The following is an 18,498-nucleotide window of genomic DNA, read 5'->3' as shown; positions in this document are numbered from 1 at the left end:
TCAGAAGCTGACGAGAACGGAAACGCGGGCGCCGTGGGCATCCCTCGATCCGCCGAGAACGCCTGAGTAGGCCGCTCCCAGCACCGCACCGCCAAGATCGAACTCGAAGCCCGCCTCGAGTTCAGCCGAGTCCCTGGGAATGGTGACGCCCGCGATGCTGAAGGCCGGTCCACCCGAGGTGAAGCGGGCAGACTGGACTGCTGTCCGGTCACCGAAAGCGCGGTTCCACGCGGCCGAGGCGAAGGGGCGGAAGGTCGCGCCCTCGTCGGCAAGACCGATCTTCGCGCCAAGGCTGAGATAGGTGGTGTCCATCTCCATATCGGCTGCAGTCAGCGCGGCGGATCCACCCGCCTCGGCGACACCATCGGCATCGGTGGAGACGTGCGCCAATTCGGCCATCGCGGTCACTAGTGCGTCGCCGAACACGAAGCCGTAGCCCACCTCACCGAACGCCTGCACCGTGTTGGCATCGCGCTGCGAGGCGAGCGTTTGCGCCGGAGCGGGCACGCCAACGGACCGCGAAGTGTCGATGTCGTGCCAGGCGTAGGCGACACCGGCCCCGCCATTGAACCCGGCACGGTTGCCGAACGCGGCATGCGCAACGACGAAGGTGCTGTCCGCCATCGCCTCGTCAGAGCGTCCGTCGATCTCGAAATCGGAAGAACCGATGCCGCCGGACAACGAGATTGCGAAGCCGCTGCCGGCATAACCCAGTCCGCCGACCGCGCCGAGGTGATCGCCTTCGAGGCCCAGCCCGGTGTCGAAATCACTCTTGCCGCCAAAGCCGCTTGCCCAGGCGAACGGTCCGGCTTGCGACGGTGTTTCCATCGCCTGCAGAGCGTTGCGCAGGTGCCTGCTGTCGTCGGTCAGACCTGCCACCGTGCTCGCGAGGATCTCACCCGAAAGATCGGTGAAGGTCTGCCGGGCGGTTGCCGTGTTCTGGACCAGCACCGCTTCGAACAACGGGTTGTCGAAACCTAGAGCCTGGACCGCGGTGGCAACGCCGATCTGGTTGGCCCCGATTGCGGCATCGGCGAAATCGATGTCGTTGCGATACAGCGAGAGCGTGACCTGGTTTTCGGAATAGCGCAGCAGCGGATCGAGGAAGGCCAGGTCGGTCGTGACCGTCCCGAAGGTGCCCGATACTCCCCCTGCCCCGGTGATGATGACATAATCGGTGCGCGGCGCGTAGGTGCCGTCTTCTGCCATCACCTCCACGCTTGCCGTGCTGGCAATGGTGACATTGCCCGTGGCATCGACGCGGTCAGCATGCCCGGCAGCGTTCACTTCCACTTCGTAGACCGACCCTGCAGCGAAGGCGAGATCGCCGTTGACCGTCAGACGGCCGATGGAATTGCCGGGTGCCAGCGTGCCGCCGGTGTTGATGGTGGCGCCGCCGGTCGAACCGTTGCCGCCCAGCGTGCCGCCGGAGTTCACCGTCACGTTCGAGACGATCGAGCCGTTCACCGCCAGCGTGCCGCCGTTGACGAGGGTCGCTCCGGTGTAGGTGCTGTTCCCCGAAAGGTTGAGCGTGCCGCCGCCGGCGAGCACGAGATCGCCCGTCCCCTCGATGACACCGGCAAATTCGGTATTCTCATCCTGGTCGATGGTGAGTGTCTGGCTGCCCAGCGACACCGAAGAGTCGTCGCTTCCCGAGAGACCGCCGATGGTCTGGTCGTTCCCGGCGATGTCCAGGTTTCCGCCATCTGCCAGATCGAACTCGGTCTCGGGATCGATGACTCCCCCGATCCTTACCGACCCGCCGAAGATATTGGTGACGCCCTCGAAAGAGTAGTCGCCCAGGAAGATCAGCGTGCCGGCACCATACTTGTCGAGAATGCCCGAGCCGGAGAAGTTCCCCTCGAAATCATAGTCGTCGCTGCGGTTGAAGACGAAGCGACCGTTGTTGACGATGCTGCCGGAGAAGGTGCCTTCGGTCCCGCCCGTGCCAAGCTGGAAGAACCCGTCACCGCTGGTGGAGACATCGCCGCTCAGCGAGCCGGTAAGGATCAGTCCGCCATTCGCGACGGTCGTGCCGCCCGTGTAGGTCAGCGTGTCCGACGCCACGGTCAGCACCGCATCCCCAAGCAGTACGACGTCCCCCGTTCCCGAAATGGCGAGCTCGCCGTCGACGATGTCGTCCTGGGTGAAGTTCAGCAGCAGAGTGCCGTCGTTCACGACCTGCGCGGTATCGATCGACGAGAATACCTCCCCGCCGAGGGCCGCTTCGTTCACCTGCAGGGATGCGCCATCGCCAACCGTCACCGAACCGAACGATCCCGCGAAGCCCTGGGTGTTCCAGTAGCCCTTGGTGACGTTCAGCGATTCAAAGTTCTCGGTCGCACCCAGCGACTGGTCCTCGGTGAGGACCAGGACATCACCTTCGAGGGTCAGGCTGTCAGTGCCATCACCCGCATCCACGGCCCCCACGATATTGCTTCCGGTCTGCAGGATAACCGTATCGTCTGCAGCGCCGAGGATGACGGCGTAATCGCCCCCGCCCTGCAGCGTGCCGGAGTTGATCAGCGTCGTTTGCGAGGCGGTGGTCAGGGCCACATCCGTCACGCCCACGATGGTGCCGCTGTTGGTGATGGAAGCGGCGCCGAGGTTGGGCGCATCCACGCCGATCGCCTGCCCGCGGATGGTGCCACTGTTCACCAGCGTGAAGTCGCCGTTGGAATAGGCTGCGAGGCCAACCTCGGCCCCTTCGATCGTGCCCGAATTGGTGACTTCGACATCGTTCACGGAGCCGAAGAATTGAGCACCGGAGTAGGTTCCGCCCTCGATGGTGCCGGTGTTGACAAGCACCGCCACCTGTCCGGCATCGCCGCCCTGGCTCTGAATTGCGACGCCGCCGAAGTCGCCGCTGATCGTCCCCTCATTGGTGATCGCGCCGCCGCCGGAAAGGATGACGCCGAAGCGCTGCCCTTCGATTTCGCCGGTCGCGTCGTTGAACACCTCCGCGGAATAGCCGTCGGCTGCCTGATCCTCGTATCGGAACATCGAAACGCCGTCGGCATACTGGTTCCCGGCGCCGGAAATGCTGCCGCTGTTGGTGACAAGCCCGCCGCCGATCAGCCGGACGCCATCGTTGGCCTGGCCCGATATCGTGCCGGAGTTCACCACGACGGTATCTACCGCCAACCCGACTACGGCATCAGCAACCGCATCATATTGATAGGCGGTCGTGATGCCGGCACCGGCACCGATGATGGTGCCCGTGTTGGTCACGCTGGAATCGATGGTCGCGATAGTGATGCCTGCATCGGGCGCGGCATCGAATCCGTCATAAACGCCGTTGCCGATGATCGTGCCCGCGTTTTCGACCGTCAGGGTGCCGGATGCACCAGAATAGATGCCCGACGTCGCCCCTTCGATCACGCCGTTCTCGGTATTCGTGACAGTCAGATCCGCTCTGGATAGATGGCTGACGCCCGCGGCCGTCAGGCTCGTGATCGTGCCTTCGTTGATGAGCAATGCCGTCAGCAGGTCGCTGCCGAAGCCCACCGCGGCACCCAGTTCGCCGGTGATCGAACCGGTATTGATCAGCCCGCCGGTCAGACCGCTGCGCTCTTCTTCGTCGGCGGAATTGAGCGCAATGCCCTGGATGAATACACCGCCTTCGACGCCCTGAATGTCGCCGGCGTTCGTCACGTCACCGCCAGCCGAAAGGATGATTCCGAAACGTGCCCCGTAGACCGAAGCGCCTTCGAGGTTGATGACTTCGGCGAAGTAGTCATCGTTGGCCTGCTGCACCTGCGGGAACATCGAGATGCCGTCGCTCTGCGGGCCTTGCATCCCCGCGATGGTGCCGCTGTTGGTCACGCTGCCACCGCCGGCCAGGCGAATGCCATCGTTATTGAGGCCAATGATCGAGCCGCTGTTGTTCACCTCGGTCCCGGCGACAAACCCCGGCCCGGTGACGAGCACCGCGTGCACGCCATACTGCGCGCCCTCGATCAAGCCGGCGTTGTTGATGACTGCGCCAGGCGTGAAGACCTCGATGGCGTTGGTGCCCGACAGGATCTGCGCATCGGCGGCGTTATTGATCACGACATCGCCAGCATTGGCGCGAATGGCATAGCTGCCGCCGCTGATGAGGCCGCCGGCGTCATTGTTGATGGTGGTGAGGCCGTCGGCCGCGTTGAGGAACATGCCAGCGCCGATGCCCTCGATGGAGCCGCTGTTGTTGATCGTCGTCTCGACGAGGGTTCCCTGCACAAGGGTGCCCAGCAGGCCGCTGATTGAGCCGCTGTTGTTCAGAGTGGCTTCGCGCCCTTCCTGTCCGGCTGTTGCGCTGAGGATGACCCCGAAAGGACTGGTGCCAGGCGCCGCCTGCTGGTTGAGCGAGCGGATGGTGCCTGCATTGTCGATGGTGCCGCCGCCGCTCAGGAGTACGCCGAATACCCCGCCCTCGATCGTGCCATCCGCACCGTTGGTGATCGAACCGATCCCGGTAACGCCATCTTCGATGCGCTCGGGGTAGCCAGCCATCAGCACGCCGGTGGAACTGGTCGTCCCGGTGCCCCTGATCAGGCCATCGTTGGTGACCGAGCCGCCACCCAGAATGGATACGCCGTTCCCGCCTTGACCGATGATGAGGCCGCTGCCGGTGTTGATGACGGTGGTGTTGCTCGTCAAAGCCTGGGGCGGCAGCGGATTGCCGTTGGCATCCTCACCGAAGAAGTAGGTGGTGGTCACACCGCTCGCGCTGCTCGAGATCAGGCCGCTGTTGGTCACGGTGGAGCTGGGCTGCGCGATGACGACGCCGCCTTCGGACCGGGTCGTGGCACTTCCCGGATCGAAGCCATCGCTGCGGATTTCGCCATTCTCCTCGACCGTGAGGTCGACCGGACCGTTGTCCGCATAGACGCTGATCGAAGTCCCGTAGACGGTTTCACCCGACACGACGGTGATGACTTCCAGCTCGGGCGTATCGATGTGAATGCCGAAGGCATTTTGCGCGTGTGCGGGCACGGCAAGTCCCTGGACGGCGAAACCGGCAATCGCACTGGTGGTGAGAAGGCAAGACCTCGTAGAACGCAGCATTATGACACTCCCTCTTGGCGGCGCAAAAAATCCACGCGTCGCCCTCAATGTGCGGGTGCCGATGCTTCAATCCGAGCTACTCTGTCGTCCCTCATTTGATATACGCAGGCGAAAATATCCTCTGGACAAGATTTTGATTTTCTGTCCTTCTTTCGCGAAATGGCGAAAGATCGCAGATGAGCGTTGATGAGCGTAGTTTAAGTGAAGCACACCAGGTTTTCGAGGATGCAGCAGTCGGGCTGACAAGTTGGGAGGAGGCGACAAGAGCCCTTGCGAACGCTCTGGGATCACGCAGTGCCCAGCTTTGCGGAATGGGTGCACGAGACGATCTCACCTTCAACATCATGACCGAAATGGCCGACAACGCCCTAGCCGAGTTCGAGGCCGTGGGCGGTGGCGACCCGTGGATCAATTCGCGCATTCGGCTTGGCGTTGCCGCTTCGGAACTCGCTCTGCTCGACGATGCTCAATTTACCCACGAACAGGACCGCGAGCGCTCGCCCGCGTTCGGTGACTGGATGGACCGCAATCAGATCGGCTATTCCTGTCTCTCCAACCTCGTCAAGCGAGACGACCTGGTGGTGGGAGCAGCGACCATTCGCGACCGCCGCCAGGCCCCGATGGACTCGACTGAGAAGCGCGCCTTCGCAAACCTGGCCTGTTCGTTACGGGACAAGATCCGCCTGCAGCTCCTGATCGAGGGGCAGCAAGCCAAGCTGGTCGCAGGCTCGTTCGACGCCATCGAGGGGCATGCCTTCGTCTGCCGCAGCGACGGCGTCGTGATGGGCATGTCATCCTCGGCGGAAAGGCTGGTGCAGCGCGGACGCTGGCTTTCGATGCGCGGCAACCGGCTGGTCGCGACCGACGCCCGTTCGGCGAAGGTTCTAGCGATAACACTGGAGCAAGCCGCGCTGGGCACGGTGCCAGATAGCCTGGTCGTCCATGATGCCGGGGGCTTGCCGCTATACCTCGAGCTCTCGCATTTCAGGGGCAGCCATGCGCTCTCTTTCCAGGCCGCGGCCCTGATCATCGCACGTCCCCCGAACAGGCGTACCCAACTGATGGAATCGATCGCGCGCGCGATGTGGCGACTGACGCCCAGCGAAGCCCTGATCGCGGCTTACGTTGCAGCCGGCAATTCCCCGCAGCGCATTGCCGAACTGAATGGCGTGTCGACCGGGACGGTGCGAACCCACCTCAAACGCATATTCGACAAGACCGGCGCGCGCAGCCAGGTGGAGCTTGCAGCGCTGCTGACGTCACACCTGTAGCGACGTTCCTAAAGCTGGGGATGAAGCGGACGCTGATTTCCCCACCGCCTGCCCTCTCGACATGTCAGAACGTCGAGAGGTTCGTCTTGCTCGGTTTCCAATCTCCTGCAACGAGCTTATTCCGGATCACGCCGCAATTTGGGCAGGCTGGCGACAAGCGTCGCAAGCTGGCTCACCTTGTGAACTCCAGTCTTGTTGTAAATGTGCTGGACGTGGGTCCGCACGGTAGCAATCGAGACGCCCAGTCTGTCTGCAATCTGGAACGCAGAGAGGCCTTCGCTCAGGGCCATAAGCACCGGCACTTCGGCCGCGGTGAGATTGTAGAGCTCTTGCAGGGCCTCTGCGGCGGATGTGCCAGCGGAGCCGCTATCGATCCAGATCAACAGGGCGGTCACTCCGTTGAACCTCTTGGGGACGATCGAAAAACGCCATTGGGCGTTGCGGGCATCGCGCGCGGTGAAGGCCGTGTGTCCGTCGATCCGGTTGGCAGACGCGTCCAGCAATGCGCGCAGGAGCCGCCGCTGGTCCACCGGGCGGACCATTTCCAGCCGGGCATCTTTCATGCGCAGAAGCTGCCCTTCCCGCAACAGCGCCTCTGCCGAAATGTTTGCAAACTGCAACTGCCTGTCTTCGCGCACGATGATGAAGGCATCCTCGACACTGTTGATACCCAGTCGCGCGCTGCCGGCTGATTCCTGCCAGCCCCTCAGCTTGTTGCGCAACACGATCATGCGCGTGAGATGCGGTCTCAGCGCTTCCAGCCGATCCCGGTTTTCTTCGCCAAAGTCTGCGGCATCCCTTGGTCTGTGCAGCCCGACGAGCATCGTGCCGCCGTCCGATCGCGTGTCGGCAAAGCCCAGGCAGTGCACGCTGTCATCGCCGAAATGACGAATGAACTCGTTGTAGAAGAAGCCGTTGCAGAACTCGTCCGCCCGAAGCCTGTCGCTGAACAGCAGCGCCTTCCCCCAGTCGGCGTCGCGGTCGATCGCGAGCACCCAGTCGTCGAAGTGCTGGAAATTGTGGTCGACGTAGAATTCCAGCATTTCGCGGCTGAAGTGGTTCACCTGGATGTCCTCGACCCGGTAGTCCGGGTCGAGCAGTTGCAGAGTGCAAGATCGCGCGCCCACGGCGTCGGACAGAAGTTCGGGAAGGGCGAGGTATGCATCCTCATCCTCGATCGCTTCGTAGATTCTGCCAACAAAATCCAAGACATCGCCCCCAATGCCGTGATGAAATACTCGCCCTCTGCTTTCCTGCCCTCAAGTCAATCTGACCTGTGGTGAAACATTGTTTCCCATGTCATCAGAACTGATGATGACAAGATGAACGATAGTTAACAGAATTTCAACTCAACGACTCGGTATTGTCGCGAGGCTTGGGGGCGTCACCGGCAGACCGAAAGGGGGGTGTGCCAGTGAACAGGATTTACGAACCCATCGATTTCGAGTTCGAAGAACTCGCCGGGCTGGAAGATCCGGCCTCACTCGACCTCATCGAACTGGCGGATGGCAGGTTGCTGGCCGTGAGCATTGGCGGCATCGGTGGCCTTTCTACGGACTACTACGTGGTCGGACACTTTCTGGATGCCAGCGGAGAACCCATCGGCGGACCCTTCACGCTTGCAACGGCCACCGGGTCTGCGCCGCGATTTCCGAGTGTAGCGGCATTGCCGGACGGCGGTTTTGCCATGGTCTACGATCCCGATAGCAATCTGGCCTCGGATCGGCTCGTGCTGCAATACTTCGATTCCGCCGGAGAGCCGAGGCTCATAACGCCCTACGAGGTCCAGCAAGGCACTACGATCGGGTTCGAAAATCGTTTTCGCACTCTGGCGACCGGCTCTAATGGCGAGAATCCAAACTGGGCGCGCGTCGCGGCTACCGAGGCCGGAATCGTCGGAACCATTTGGCTTGAGAGCGAAAGAATCTGGACCCCCGAGAGGGGCTGGCATGATATCTTCTTTGTCCGCGGCCAGACGTTCGATCTTGATGGTGTTCCACAATCACCTGTCAGCCTGGGACTGCCAACCGGCCTTTTCGCCGCTCATCATCAGATCGAAGCGGTTGGCGATGGGTTTGTTGTGACCTGGTTAGGCGAAGACAGGGAACTGCTTGCCCAAATCTTTGGCTCTGACTTCGTCCCCCTTCATCCTGCCTTTGTTGTGAGTGACCCGACGGTCACTGGCGGTCTCCTCTTCGACGTGGCGACCCTGGAGGACGGCAACCTCGTTTTCGCCTGGGCAGTCGACGTCGGTCCGGGCACCGCTCGGAGCTACGACACGTTCGTCCAGGTCTTCCAGACCGACGGCACGCCGGTTTCTGAAGTCGTCACGGTTACCGACTGGGTCGACGGTCGCCAGTATCAGCCCACCGTCACGGCAATGGCTGATGGCGGGTTCGTCGTCGCTTGGGATGGCACGCCCCCTCCAGGCGGCGACCCCTATACGGGATTGGAAGCCCGCGCATTCGATGCGCTGGCCAATGCGCTGGGAGAGGTGTTCCGGATCGACAATGGTGACAACTATTCCTCCAACGCGCTGAGTCTGCTTGGCCTTTCCTCAGGTAATCTCATCGCGTCGTTCCAGGATCAGAATCCTGCCACAGGCAGGTGGGCAACGCAGACCTTTTCGCCGTTCGAGATCAACGCCTCGCCAATTGCAACCGGACGCCAGCAATCCGTAGAGTTCTCAACCACGATTGATGCGACAGCCATGGGGCTCGCCAGCGACGAACCGATCACGTGGCAGTTCGACTATTCGCTCGACCTCGAAGGGCAGCCCATATTTACCTATGGCGCAATCTATGAAGGCGCTTCACTGACGGTGACCATGGCGGGCGAGACCATCGTTCTGCCAGCGACATTCAGGTTATATAACGATATCACCAGCGGCGACGTTCTGGAGATGACTTTCAGCCTGCCGTCTGGAGCGAGCCGTCCGCCGTTCCTTGGCCAACAGTTGAACTACGCGCGCCTCGTTCTCTATGACATCGATAAGACTGCCTTTGACGGTAGCGACCTTGTTGATGCTTACACTTGGGCTGGAGCCTTCGATACCCTTCGGCTGGAATTGAACCTGTCGGGCGGGGCCTTCGGCAACGTCTATCTGCTCCGGGACGAAAGTGGGTCCCCACCGCCGCCCCAGCCGAGTTTTGAAACTGCCGACCTTTCTGTAGAACCACTGCCAGACATCGCGTTGGCAGCCGGCGCTGAATTTCATCTGCCAGTTCCAACGACCGCCTTCACCGATCCCGACGGTGATCCTCTCACGCTGACGGCCACCCTTGCCAACGGGGACCCGCTTCCGTCCTGGCTCTCGTTCGATGGAACGACCTTTTCAGGCACCGCACCGAGCACAATCGGTAGCTCCCTTGAAGTGCGCGTTAGGGCTTCGGACGGGGAGTTGAGTGCTTTCGACACTTTCTCGCTGGTGTTCGAGAATGCGGCGCCGGTTGCCGGGGACGATACGATCACTCTGCCTGTCGGCGGGAGCGGCTCTATCGCCGTGGCGGATCTGCTTGCCAATGATTTCGACCCAGATGGGGGGGCGGTATATTTCTTCGAATCGAGCACATCCTCCTGGAGCACGGCCGGCTGGGATCTGTTCTACGCCGGCACTGACTTCATATCCTACCTTGCCAATACGAATACCGTTGGCCCGACCTCTTTCGACTACCGGATCATCGACGACGAGGGAGCCGTATCCTTCGGCACCGTCACGATCGAGCCGGAAGTTCAGAACACTCCGCCCGTGGCAGAGGACGACATCATCACACTGGAGCCCGGGGCAAGCGGCACCATCCCGGTTTTCGCGCTGCTCGATAACGATTTCGACCCGGATGGCGACAGCATCTCGCTTGTTTCCATAGGCAGCAGCGTCGATGGCTGGGATTTCAGCTACGATCCATCGACGGGTCTGATCGCCTATGCGGCAAACACGGCCTCGGGGCTGGGCCAGACCGTCGAATATGTCATTTCGGACACCAGCGGTTCCACCGCCACCGCAACGGTCACCGTCGAAGCGCTGGCGCAGAACGCACCGCCGGAATTTCATCCCAGCCTCGCCTATGCGGACGACTTCAACGACGGGGTGCTCAATACCGGTGAATGGAGCTTCCCGTACAACGCCGTGGAAACAGGCGGGTACCTCTATCTCGAGCAGTACCAGACGGACCTTCCGGTAAAGGCACTCTTCACACCGGGAGAACCGGTGAAAGACGCGTCTCTGCGCTACAGCACGCTCCACCACAATTCAGACATTTCGAGTTACGGCGAATATTATTACGGGCGCAGCATCTTCCAGTTTTCCACGGCCAATGGCGAGCAGGTCCAGTTCTTTCTTACGGCCCAGAGAACGCTGTGGGCTCCCGACTACGACAACGATGCAGCGAATTACGACCGGCCGAAGCTGATCGTCACCTTGCCGGGCGGCTCCAGCTACAACCTCTTTGCCGACACCATCTTCTCGTCCTCGCTCTTCGACGTGTGGAGCGATTTCTCTCTCGCCCTGGACAGCGACACCGGGACTGTCGTGATCGACATGGACTCCGATGGTGTCGCGGAATTCACCGTCAGCGAAACCAGCCTGGTTGGGGCAGGACTAATCAGCATCGACCTGCGCCCCTATGGCTGGTTTACAGGGCACCACATCAAGATCGACGATTTCTCGCTTGTCGGCGGTGCACAAACCGAGATCGTGACGAATGAGGATACGCCGAGCGACCCGATCCAGTTGCAGGCAAGCGATCCCGATGGTGATCCTCTCACCTTCCGGTTGAAGCCCGGCGAAGAGCCGACCCTTGGGTCTGTCTCCATCATCGGCGATACGTTCACGTACACCCCCGCGGCCAACGTCAATGGTGCCGACAGTTTCATCATGCTGGTCGAAGACGGGAACGGAGGCGTCGACGAACAGCAATTCAGCGTTCTGATCGCACCGACGAACGATGCGCCGTTCGTAGATCTCGATCCACAGGCTGCGGGCGCCGATATCGATCTGGACTACATCGCCGATTCCGGTGCGCAGATCATTTCGCCCGACGGCATCGTCTCGGACATCGATTCCGCCGACATCACCGGGCTCTGGAACATCAATATCATCGACGGGAATGGCCTGATCAGCTTCGTCAGCGAAGGCGACGGACCCGGCCAGGTCCGGTTCGAGGGGACTGAGGCCTATTACGAAGGTGTGCTGGTCGGCACGACTTTCGGCACCAGCGGCACGGGTCTGCGGGTTTTCTTCAACACCAACGGCACGCCGGAGGCGGCCGAGGCGATCCTTCGCTCCGTCGCCTATAGCGTGACGACGGACGACTTCTCGCAAACCGCGCGGGTACAATTCCTGCTGACCGACGGCGACCCGCATCCCGATGGCGGCCAGTCGAGGACGATCACCTTCGCCAACATCACGAATACACTCCCCAACGTGGCGCCCATCGCGGAGGACATTTCGGGAAATGCCGACGAAGATGGCCCAGCGATCACTCTTGCTGCCGATTTTACCGATGCCGATCCTGCCGACACGCATACCTACACGATCGATACGACAGGCACGCTGGGCACCGTCGTCAACAACGGCGACGGGACATTCGACTACGATCCTGCCGGAGCGTTCGACTATCTGCGAGCGGGCGCGATCGTCACCGACAGTTTCACCTACACGGTCGATGACGGAAAGGGCGGCGTCGATACCGCCACCGCGACGATAAGTATCACGGGGGAGAATGACCTGCCGGTCGTCTATGCCGATCCTGCGGCGGGCCAGAGCGACCTTTTCATCATCAACGATACGGCCGATGCGACAGCATCGGTGACGCTGATACCAAGGTTCTCTTTCACTGATGCCGATATCGGAGACAGCCATGCGGGGAACACCATCCACGTCGGCACACCCGGAGGACGCCGTGGGACATTTGGCGGAGGGACGGAAGTTGGGCAAACCGCCACGACACCCGGATTAGCCTATATCGTTTACATCTTGTCTGGCGCGGAAATGGACAAACTGGCCGAGGGCGAGGTGATCGACGAGGTGGTGCGGCTGCGCGTCCTGGACAATTCCACCGGCAGCTTCACGCCGCTGACGGCTGGCACGATCGACGTCACTTTCCGTCTGGTCGGGGTGAACGACATCCCCATTGCCTTCGACGACAGTGGTGAAACGAGCGAGGACGAGGCGATCCAGATCGACGTTCTTGCGAACGACGTGGACCCCGACAACGGCGCCGTCCTGACGCTTTCGGCCGTGGGCAACCTGTCCGGCAAAGGCACCGCATCGATCAGCGGCAACCAGCTTGTCTTCGATCCGGAGCAGGACTTCGATTATCTCGCTGACGGCGAATCCGAAATCGTCACGCTGACCTACGACGTCGTCGATGAGCACGGGGCGACGGATTCCGCGCAGGTCCAAGTGACAGTAACGGGCGCGAATGACGCCCCTGTCTTCGTCGGCGGTGGCGGAGGGGGCGATCTCGACCTGATCTTTGCGACGGACGAGACCCTGGATCTCTTCTTCTTGAATGATGGATCCGGGAATTTCGTGTCGATCCCCAATTCGAACAACATCGGCACGGACAATTGGCGAATTGCAGCTGCCGATTTCGATGGCGATGGCGACAATGATATCGTCATTGGTGGGCACCAGGGTGGCGGGTCGCCCATCTGGCTAAATGACGGAAACGGCAATTTCACGCCTGGACAATATATCGGCCAATTGCTTGTCGGCTCGCTGGAGACCGAAGACTTCGACGGCGACGGTGATATCGACATCATGATGGTCGGTGTGTCGGATGGGGGCACCAACCTTTTCATCAACGATGGAAATGGAAATTTCTCTGTCCGGAACCTCGGCTTCGACTACAGCTACGGAAGCGTGTCGGTGGATCTCGACAAGGACGGCGATCTCGATGTCGTCACCGCCGGATATTATCGCCAATCGAAGATCTACTTCAACGATGGAAACGGCAATTTCTCGGTCGACACTTCCACGCTGCCAAATGACATCTATTCGGGAGTCGAGGCCGGCGATTTCGACGGAGACGGGAACATAGATCTCGCCTTTGCCGACCTCTTCGATCGCCGCCTCGACGTATTTATCTCGGATGGACTGGGTGGATTTACCATAAGCTCGATAAGTCTCGCCGGTTATCCCACCGGTATCGAGATCGCCGACCTAAATGGCGACGGTATTCTCGACCTCTACATCCCTTCGTCAACAATCGACCAAGTACTGTTTGGTGATGGCAACGGAAGTTTTGTGGACTCCGGTGTAGTGTTCCCCAACGCCATTACCCGCGGCGGTGTCTTGGGCGACGTGGATGGTGACGGTGATATCGATATCGTTGCCGCCCGACAGACGGTGCCGAGCGCGGTCTATCTCAATGATGGGTCAGGCAACTTCACCGACAGCGGCCAGTCTCTTGGCCTTGCAGCCTCGTTTGCTGCCATACTGGTGGACCTCGATGGCGACGGTCCCGCCACCGACAGCGCATCGCTGACCGAACTGACCGACGGCGATCCGGACGAACTGGCGGGAATGCTGGAAACGAACGGCGCGCTGACATTCTCTGATCCGGAAGCCGGTGACCAGCATACCGCCACGTTCACGCCTCTCGGCAGCGGATATCTCGGAAACTTCGCAATCGACCCTATTGCTGCAGAAAGCAGAGTGCTGGACTGGACTTTTTCGGTGGCCGACGCCGATCTGAATTCGCTTGGCGAAGGCGAATTCCTGGAGCAGGTCTACCTCATCGATCTCAGCGACGGCGGTGCGGAAACCGCCCAATCGCAGGTCACCATCACTCTCTATGGCCGGAACGACGCCCCCGAGGCGAACGACATTGCCGTCGATGCCGACGAGGATGGTCCGGGCGTGATGATTTCTGCGGACTACACCGACGTCGACCTTTCCGATGTGCACGGCTTTACTATCGATACCAGCGGAACGTCGGGACAGGTGATCGACAACGGCGACGGCACCTTCACCTACGATGCCGCCGGAGCCTTCGAATACCTCGCCCTGGGCGAGACGGCGACCGACAGCTTTTCCTACACGGTCGACGATGGGAATGGCGGCGTGGATACTGCAACGGTCACCGTGACCGTGCATGGCCAGAATGACCTGCCGGTGGTGTGGGCCGGCCCGGGGCAGTCGACCGAATTCACCATCACCGACACCAGCGCGCCCGAGGCGCCCTCCACCCTGAAGATGTACTTCAACTTCAGCGATGCCGACCTGACCGACCTGCATGCCGGTTCTGGCCGCTTCCTGGGAACGACGGGGGCAGCGAGCATCGGCTCCTTCGGCGGAACGATCGACAAACAGCAGGCCGGGACAGCGAACGGCGTAGGTATGCTGATCTACTATGTGTTTGACGGCAGCAAGATCGACGCGCTGGGTGAGGGAGAAACCGTCCAGGAATTCGGGCAGCTCGTGATCCTCGACAATTCCACCGGATCCTATTCTCCTCTCACGGCCGGAACCATCGACGTGACGATGACAATCGTCGGGGTGAACGATACGCCGATCGCGCAGGACGACGTTGCCGCGGTAGACGAGGATGCGAGCACGGGCGGCAACCTGATTGCCGGCAGCGATACCGATGCCGAGGACGATGTCCTTTCCATACTGGAGGTGGAAGGGGCATCGCCCGGTACTGCGATTAGCGGCGTCTATGGCACGCTCGTCGTCGCCGCAGATGGCACCTTCACCTATTCCGCCGACGCAGACATCACCGATACGCTGGCACCGGGAACGGTGGTGCAGGATGTGTTCGATTACATCGTCACGGACGGGTCACTCACTGATACAGCCACGCTCACCGTCACCGTCACGGCCATCGACGATGGTGTCCTGTTCGAACCCTCCAGGGGAGGCGGAACCCTGATCGGCACTGATGGCGACGACATCATCGCCGGGGGCCGAGGACGCGAGGAAATCCTCGGTGGGGAGGGTTTCGACCAGCTGAGCGGCGACAGGGGGGACGACACGATCGATGGCGGCGCGGGCATCGATTTTCTCGATGGCGGCGATGGCAACGATATCATTCTCGGCGGAGCCGGGGATGACCTCATCATTGGCGGCAAGGGCAGCGATGTCATGACCGGCGGAGAAGGAGCGGATATCTTCGTGATAGATGGCCCGGACAGGTCGCGCGACGAAGATACGATCACCGATTTCGAAGTCGGTGTGGACAGCCTCTATCTTGCCGACGGCCGCACGATTGTGGGCATGGAAGAGGAGAACGGCAATACGATCCTCAGCCTGGACAACAGGGGGGAAATCATCCTTCAAGGAGTATCAGGACTGAGTGGATGGGATGATCTGCTTACGCCGCAACTGCCCGATTGGTTCTACACCTCCACAACGGCGTCCCAAGCCGCAGACCAGATGTTGGCGCCATTGGCTGAAAACTTCGCCTAGGACGACAACGGCTGGATAATGCTCCCTGAAATCGAGGCACAACCGATCTAGCGGCGAGGCGACGCGGCGAATGAAGGGGGCGCTCCTTTCGAAGCGCCCCCTTGTTTCCAGCGGTCAGTAGTTGAAGGCGACCGTAGCGCCGAACGTGCGCGGAGGCAGCCAAGTATTGCCGATCAGGCGGCCGGTCGCCAAGGCGAAGGTGCTCGACTTGCGATCGACGTCGAACAAATTCTTCGCCCAGAGCTGAACACTGAACCGGTCGTCCGCGGTGCGATAGATCGCGCTTGCATCTACGAGGGTGTAGGCAGCAGAGCTTTCGATCTCGCGTTCGTATTCGGTGAAATAGATCCGGCTCCTGTGGGTAACATCACCCTGCAATGTCAGCTCGCCGCTGGTTACGAAGGGAATGTCGTACTCGGCGTGCACGTTGAAAGCCCACTCCGGCGTATTGCGCACCGAATTGCCGGCGAGCTGGATCTCGCAAGTCGGAGTCGCCGGATTGAGATCGCCGTCGCACGGCGCGCCGAATGCTGTCGGATCCGGGTTGGTGATCGGATCGTAGGCCGGGGCACCGGGGGTGGCCACGTTACGCGGATCGAGAGGGTCCAGGGTCTCGAAATCGACATACTCGGCGTCGGTGTAGGACAGCGATCCGCTCACGCGGAAATTCCTCGAGACCCGCCCGAAGATGTCCAGCTCCAGGCCACTCGCCTCGATCGCCGCCGCGTTTTCGAAGATGGTCTGGAAACCGCTTGGGCCGCCGGCGATCGTCTTGTTGAGCTGCGCCCCCTCGAGGTCGTAGGTGAAGACCGCGAGGTTGACGGAGATGTCGTCCAGCAGCGTCGCCTTGATGCCTGCCTCGTGGTTCTGGATCTGCTCCGGATCCACGATGGTGGTGCTGCCCGCCGAGTTCTCGCCGGAGCCCGCCTTGAAGCCCTCTGCATAGGTGTAATAGAGCAGAAGATCGGGCGTGGGCTGCCATTCCAGCCCGACTTCAGGGGTGAAATCGCTGAAGCTGCGCTCCGTGAAAGTGCCCTCGGTCGTAAAGCGGATGACCGGGCCAAGACCGCCGCGGGCAATGATGATCGCGGGGTTGGCGGAATCGACATCCTCCTGGCTGTAGCGGCCGCCCAGCTTCAGGGTGAAGGTGTCCAGCGCCGGAGCAAGCATGCCAAGTCCGATATTGGCCTGGCCGAAAACCGCCCAGGCATCGGTGCCGAGGTTCGAGCGGATGCACACGCGCTTGGGTGCGATCTGGGAAGTGCCCCCAGTCACCGTGTCGGGCGAATAGCCGCAAAGCTCGTAGGCATCGGCGAGATCGACGCCGGCAGCCTGCAGAACGCCGATGTTCTGTGCCTGGCCGTTCCTGCGCGCGAGGCCGACATTGTCGATCGGGCGCTGACGTTCGTGGAAGTAGAAGCCGCCCACGATAAGATCCAGATTGTCCAGCGAGACGTTGAACTGCAACTCGTTGGAATACTGTTCGCTGTCAATCCGGCGTTCCTGGACGGTGGTCGACTGGCCGTTGGTAGCAAGGCTGCTCACGACGGCAGAGAGATCAAGATCCTGGAACAGCGACGATTCGAAGCTGCGATAGTTTGCAATGTTCGTGATCGCGACGGTGTCGCTCAATTCACTCCGCAGCGTCCCGGTAAAGGCGTAGGTCTCGGTCTTGGTGCCGACGTCGGTTTCCGAGGCAAGGTCACGCGGATCTTCGGCATAACCGCCGATGCCAAGCGGCGCGAGGCGCGGCACACCGGGGAAGGACGCGCGAAGGTAGTGAATCGCGCCGGAGTTGTCGTTCTGGCGGAAATATTCACCGGACAACAGAAGGTCGGTAGTGTCCGAGATGTTGAACTGGAGCATGCCGCGGATCATGCGCCGACCCAGGTCGTCCACTTCCGACCCGGTAACGGGGTTCTCGCCGAACCCGTCGCGGTTCTCGATCTTGCTGGCGACGCGGAAGAGCACCGAGTCCGTAATCGGGCCGCTGATGGCACCTTCGGCGACGATGGCGTTGTAGTTGCCATAGGTAAGGCGACCGTAGCCGGACAGGAAGCTGGTCGGTTTGGCGGTGATGAGGTTGATCGAACCGCCGGTGGCATTGCGGCCATAAAGGGTGCCCTGAGGGCCACGCAGCACCTCGACACGCTCAAGATCGAAGAGGCTCGTCAGCTGCGCTTCCGCGCGTGAGACGACGGCGCCATCGACATGCAGCGCCACGCCGGTGGCGTTTCCGGTAGTCGACGTATTCGCGCCGACGCCGCGGATGAAGATCTTCGCCTGGTTGAAGTCGTTGCCGAAGTTCACGCTGGGCACGATGGTCTGCAGATCCTGAAGGCCATTGACCTGGGATGTCTGCAGGCGATCCCCACCCACGGCGATAACCGAGGCGCTAACATCCTGCAGCGTCTGTTCGCGGCGCTGGGCCGTCACGACAATCGCATTGCCATCGACCGGTGTCGCGGTGGGATCGGTCGCACCTTCCTGGGCAAAGTCGCTTTGGGGTGCCTGCGGTGTTTCTGCGGGATCCAGCTGGGAGTCCTGCGGCGATGGGGCATCCGTCTCGCTTGTTCCAGGAGCGTTCTGGGCAAGCGCCGGGAAAGACGTGCCGGCAAGCAGGATGGATGCGCATACAGCAATTTTCGATTTCATTTCGGCCTCTCCAAATTGCAATTATTGCAAGATACGGTGCCAAGTATTCCTCGAATGTGCTGTGCGCAATCTTCCCCAAAGGCGGTGGTGCGCAATTCTTGTCGAATG

General features: G+C 61.2%; 5 protein-coding genes. 2 read left to right on the top strand and 3 right to left on the bottom strand.

Translation table 11 applies throughout. The features are described 5' to 3' along the window. Positions 1-5,049, bottom strand: coding sequence for an autotransporter domain-containing protein (locus AAA989_RS10670; RefSeq protein WP_338243391.1), 5,049 nt, complete (start codon positions 5,047-5,049; stop codon positions 1-3). 311 nt (positions 5,050-5,360) lie between these two features. On the opposite strand from AAA989_RS10670, the gene AAA989_RS10665 reads away from it, so the two are divergent. Continuing rightward, a complete protein-coding gene (locus tag AAA989_RS10665) occupies positions 5,361-6,320 on the top strand; it encodes a helix-turn-helix transcriptional regulator (protein WP_338243389.1) in 960 nt (319 codons plus the stop codon). 116 nt (positions 6,321-6,436) lie between these two features. Here the strand turns inward: AAA989_RS10665 and AAA989_RS10660 are convergent, their stop codons facing one another. Next, positions 6,437-7,528 (bottom strand): response regulator transcription factor, encoded by a 1,092-nt coding sequence (locus tag AAA989_RS10660; protein WP_338243387.1) that lies wholly within the window; start codon positions 7,526-7,528, stop codon positions 6,437-6,439. 206 nt (positions 7,529-7,734) lie between these two features. Between AAA989_RS10660 and AAA989_RS10655 the strand changes: the two genes are divergently transcribed. Then, positions 7,735-15,735: a cadherin-like domain-containing protein gene (locus AAA989_RS10655; protein WP_338243384.1), complete on the top strand. Its 8,001-nt coding sequence runs from the start codon at positions 7,735-7,737 to the stop codon at positions 15,733-15,735. A gap of 114 nt (positions 15,736-15,849) precedes the next feature. Here AAA989_RS10655 and AAA989_RS10650 read toward each other — a convergent pair whose 3' ends face one another. After that, positions 15,850-18,390 carry a TonB-dependent receptor gene (locus AAA989_RS10650; protein WP_338243382.1) on the bottom strand — a complete coding sequence of 847 codons (2,541 nt, stop codon included), beginning with the start codon at positions 18,388-18,390 and terminating at the stop codon, positions 15,850-15,852. Positions 18,391-18,498: the final 108 nt, after the last annotated feature.

This window comes from Aurantiacibacter hainanensis, from assembly GCF_036321025.1.
Lineage (GTDB): Bacteria > Pseudomonadota > Alphaproteobacteria > Sphingomonadales > Sphingomonadaceae > Alteraurantiacibacter > Alteraurantiacibacter hainanensis.
Note: the sequence above shows the minus strand (reverse complement) of the source record. Positions and strands in the feature narration are given on the sequence as shown.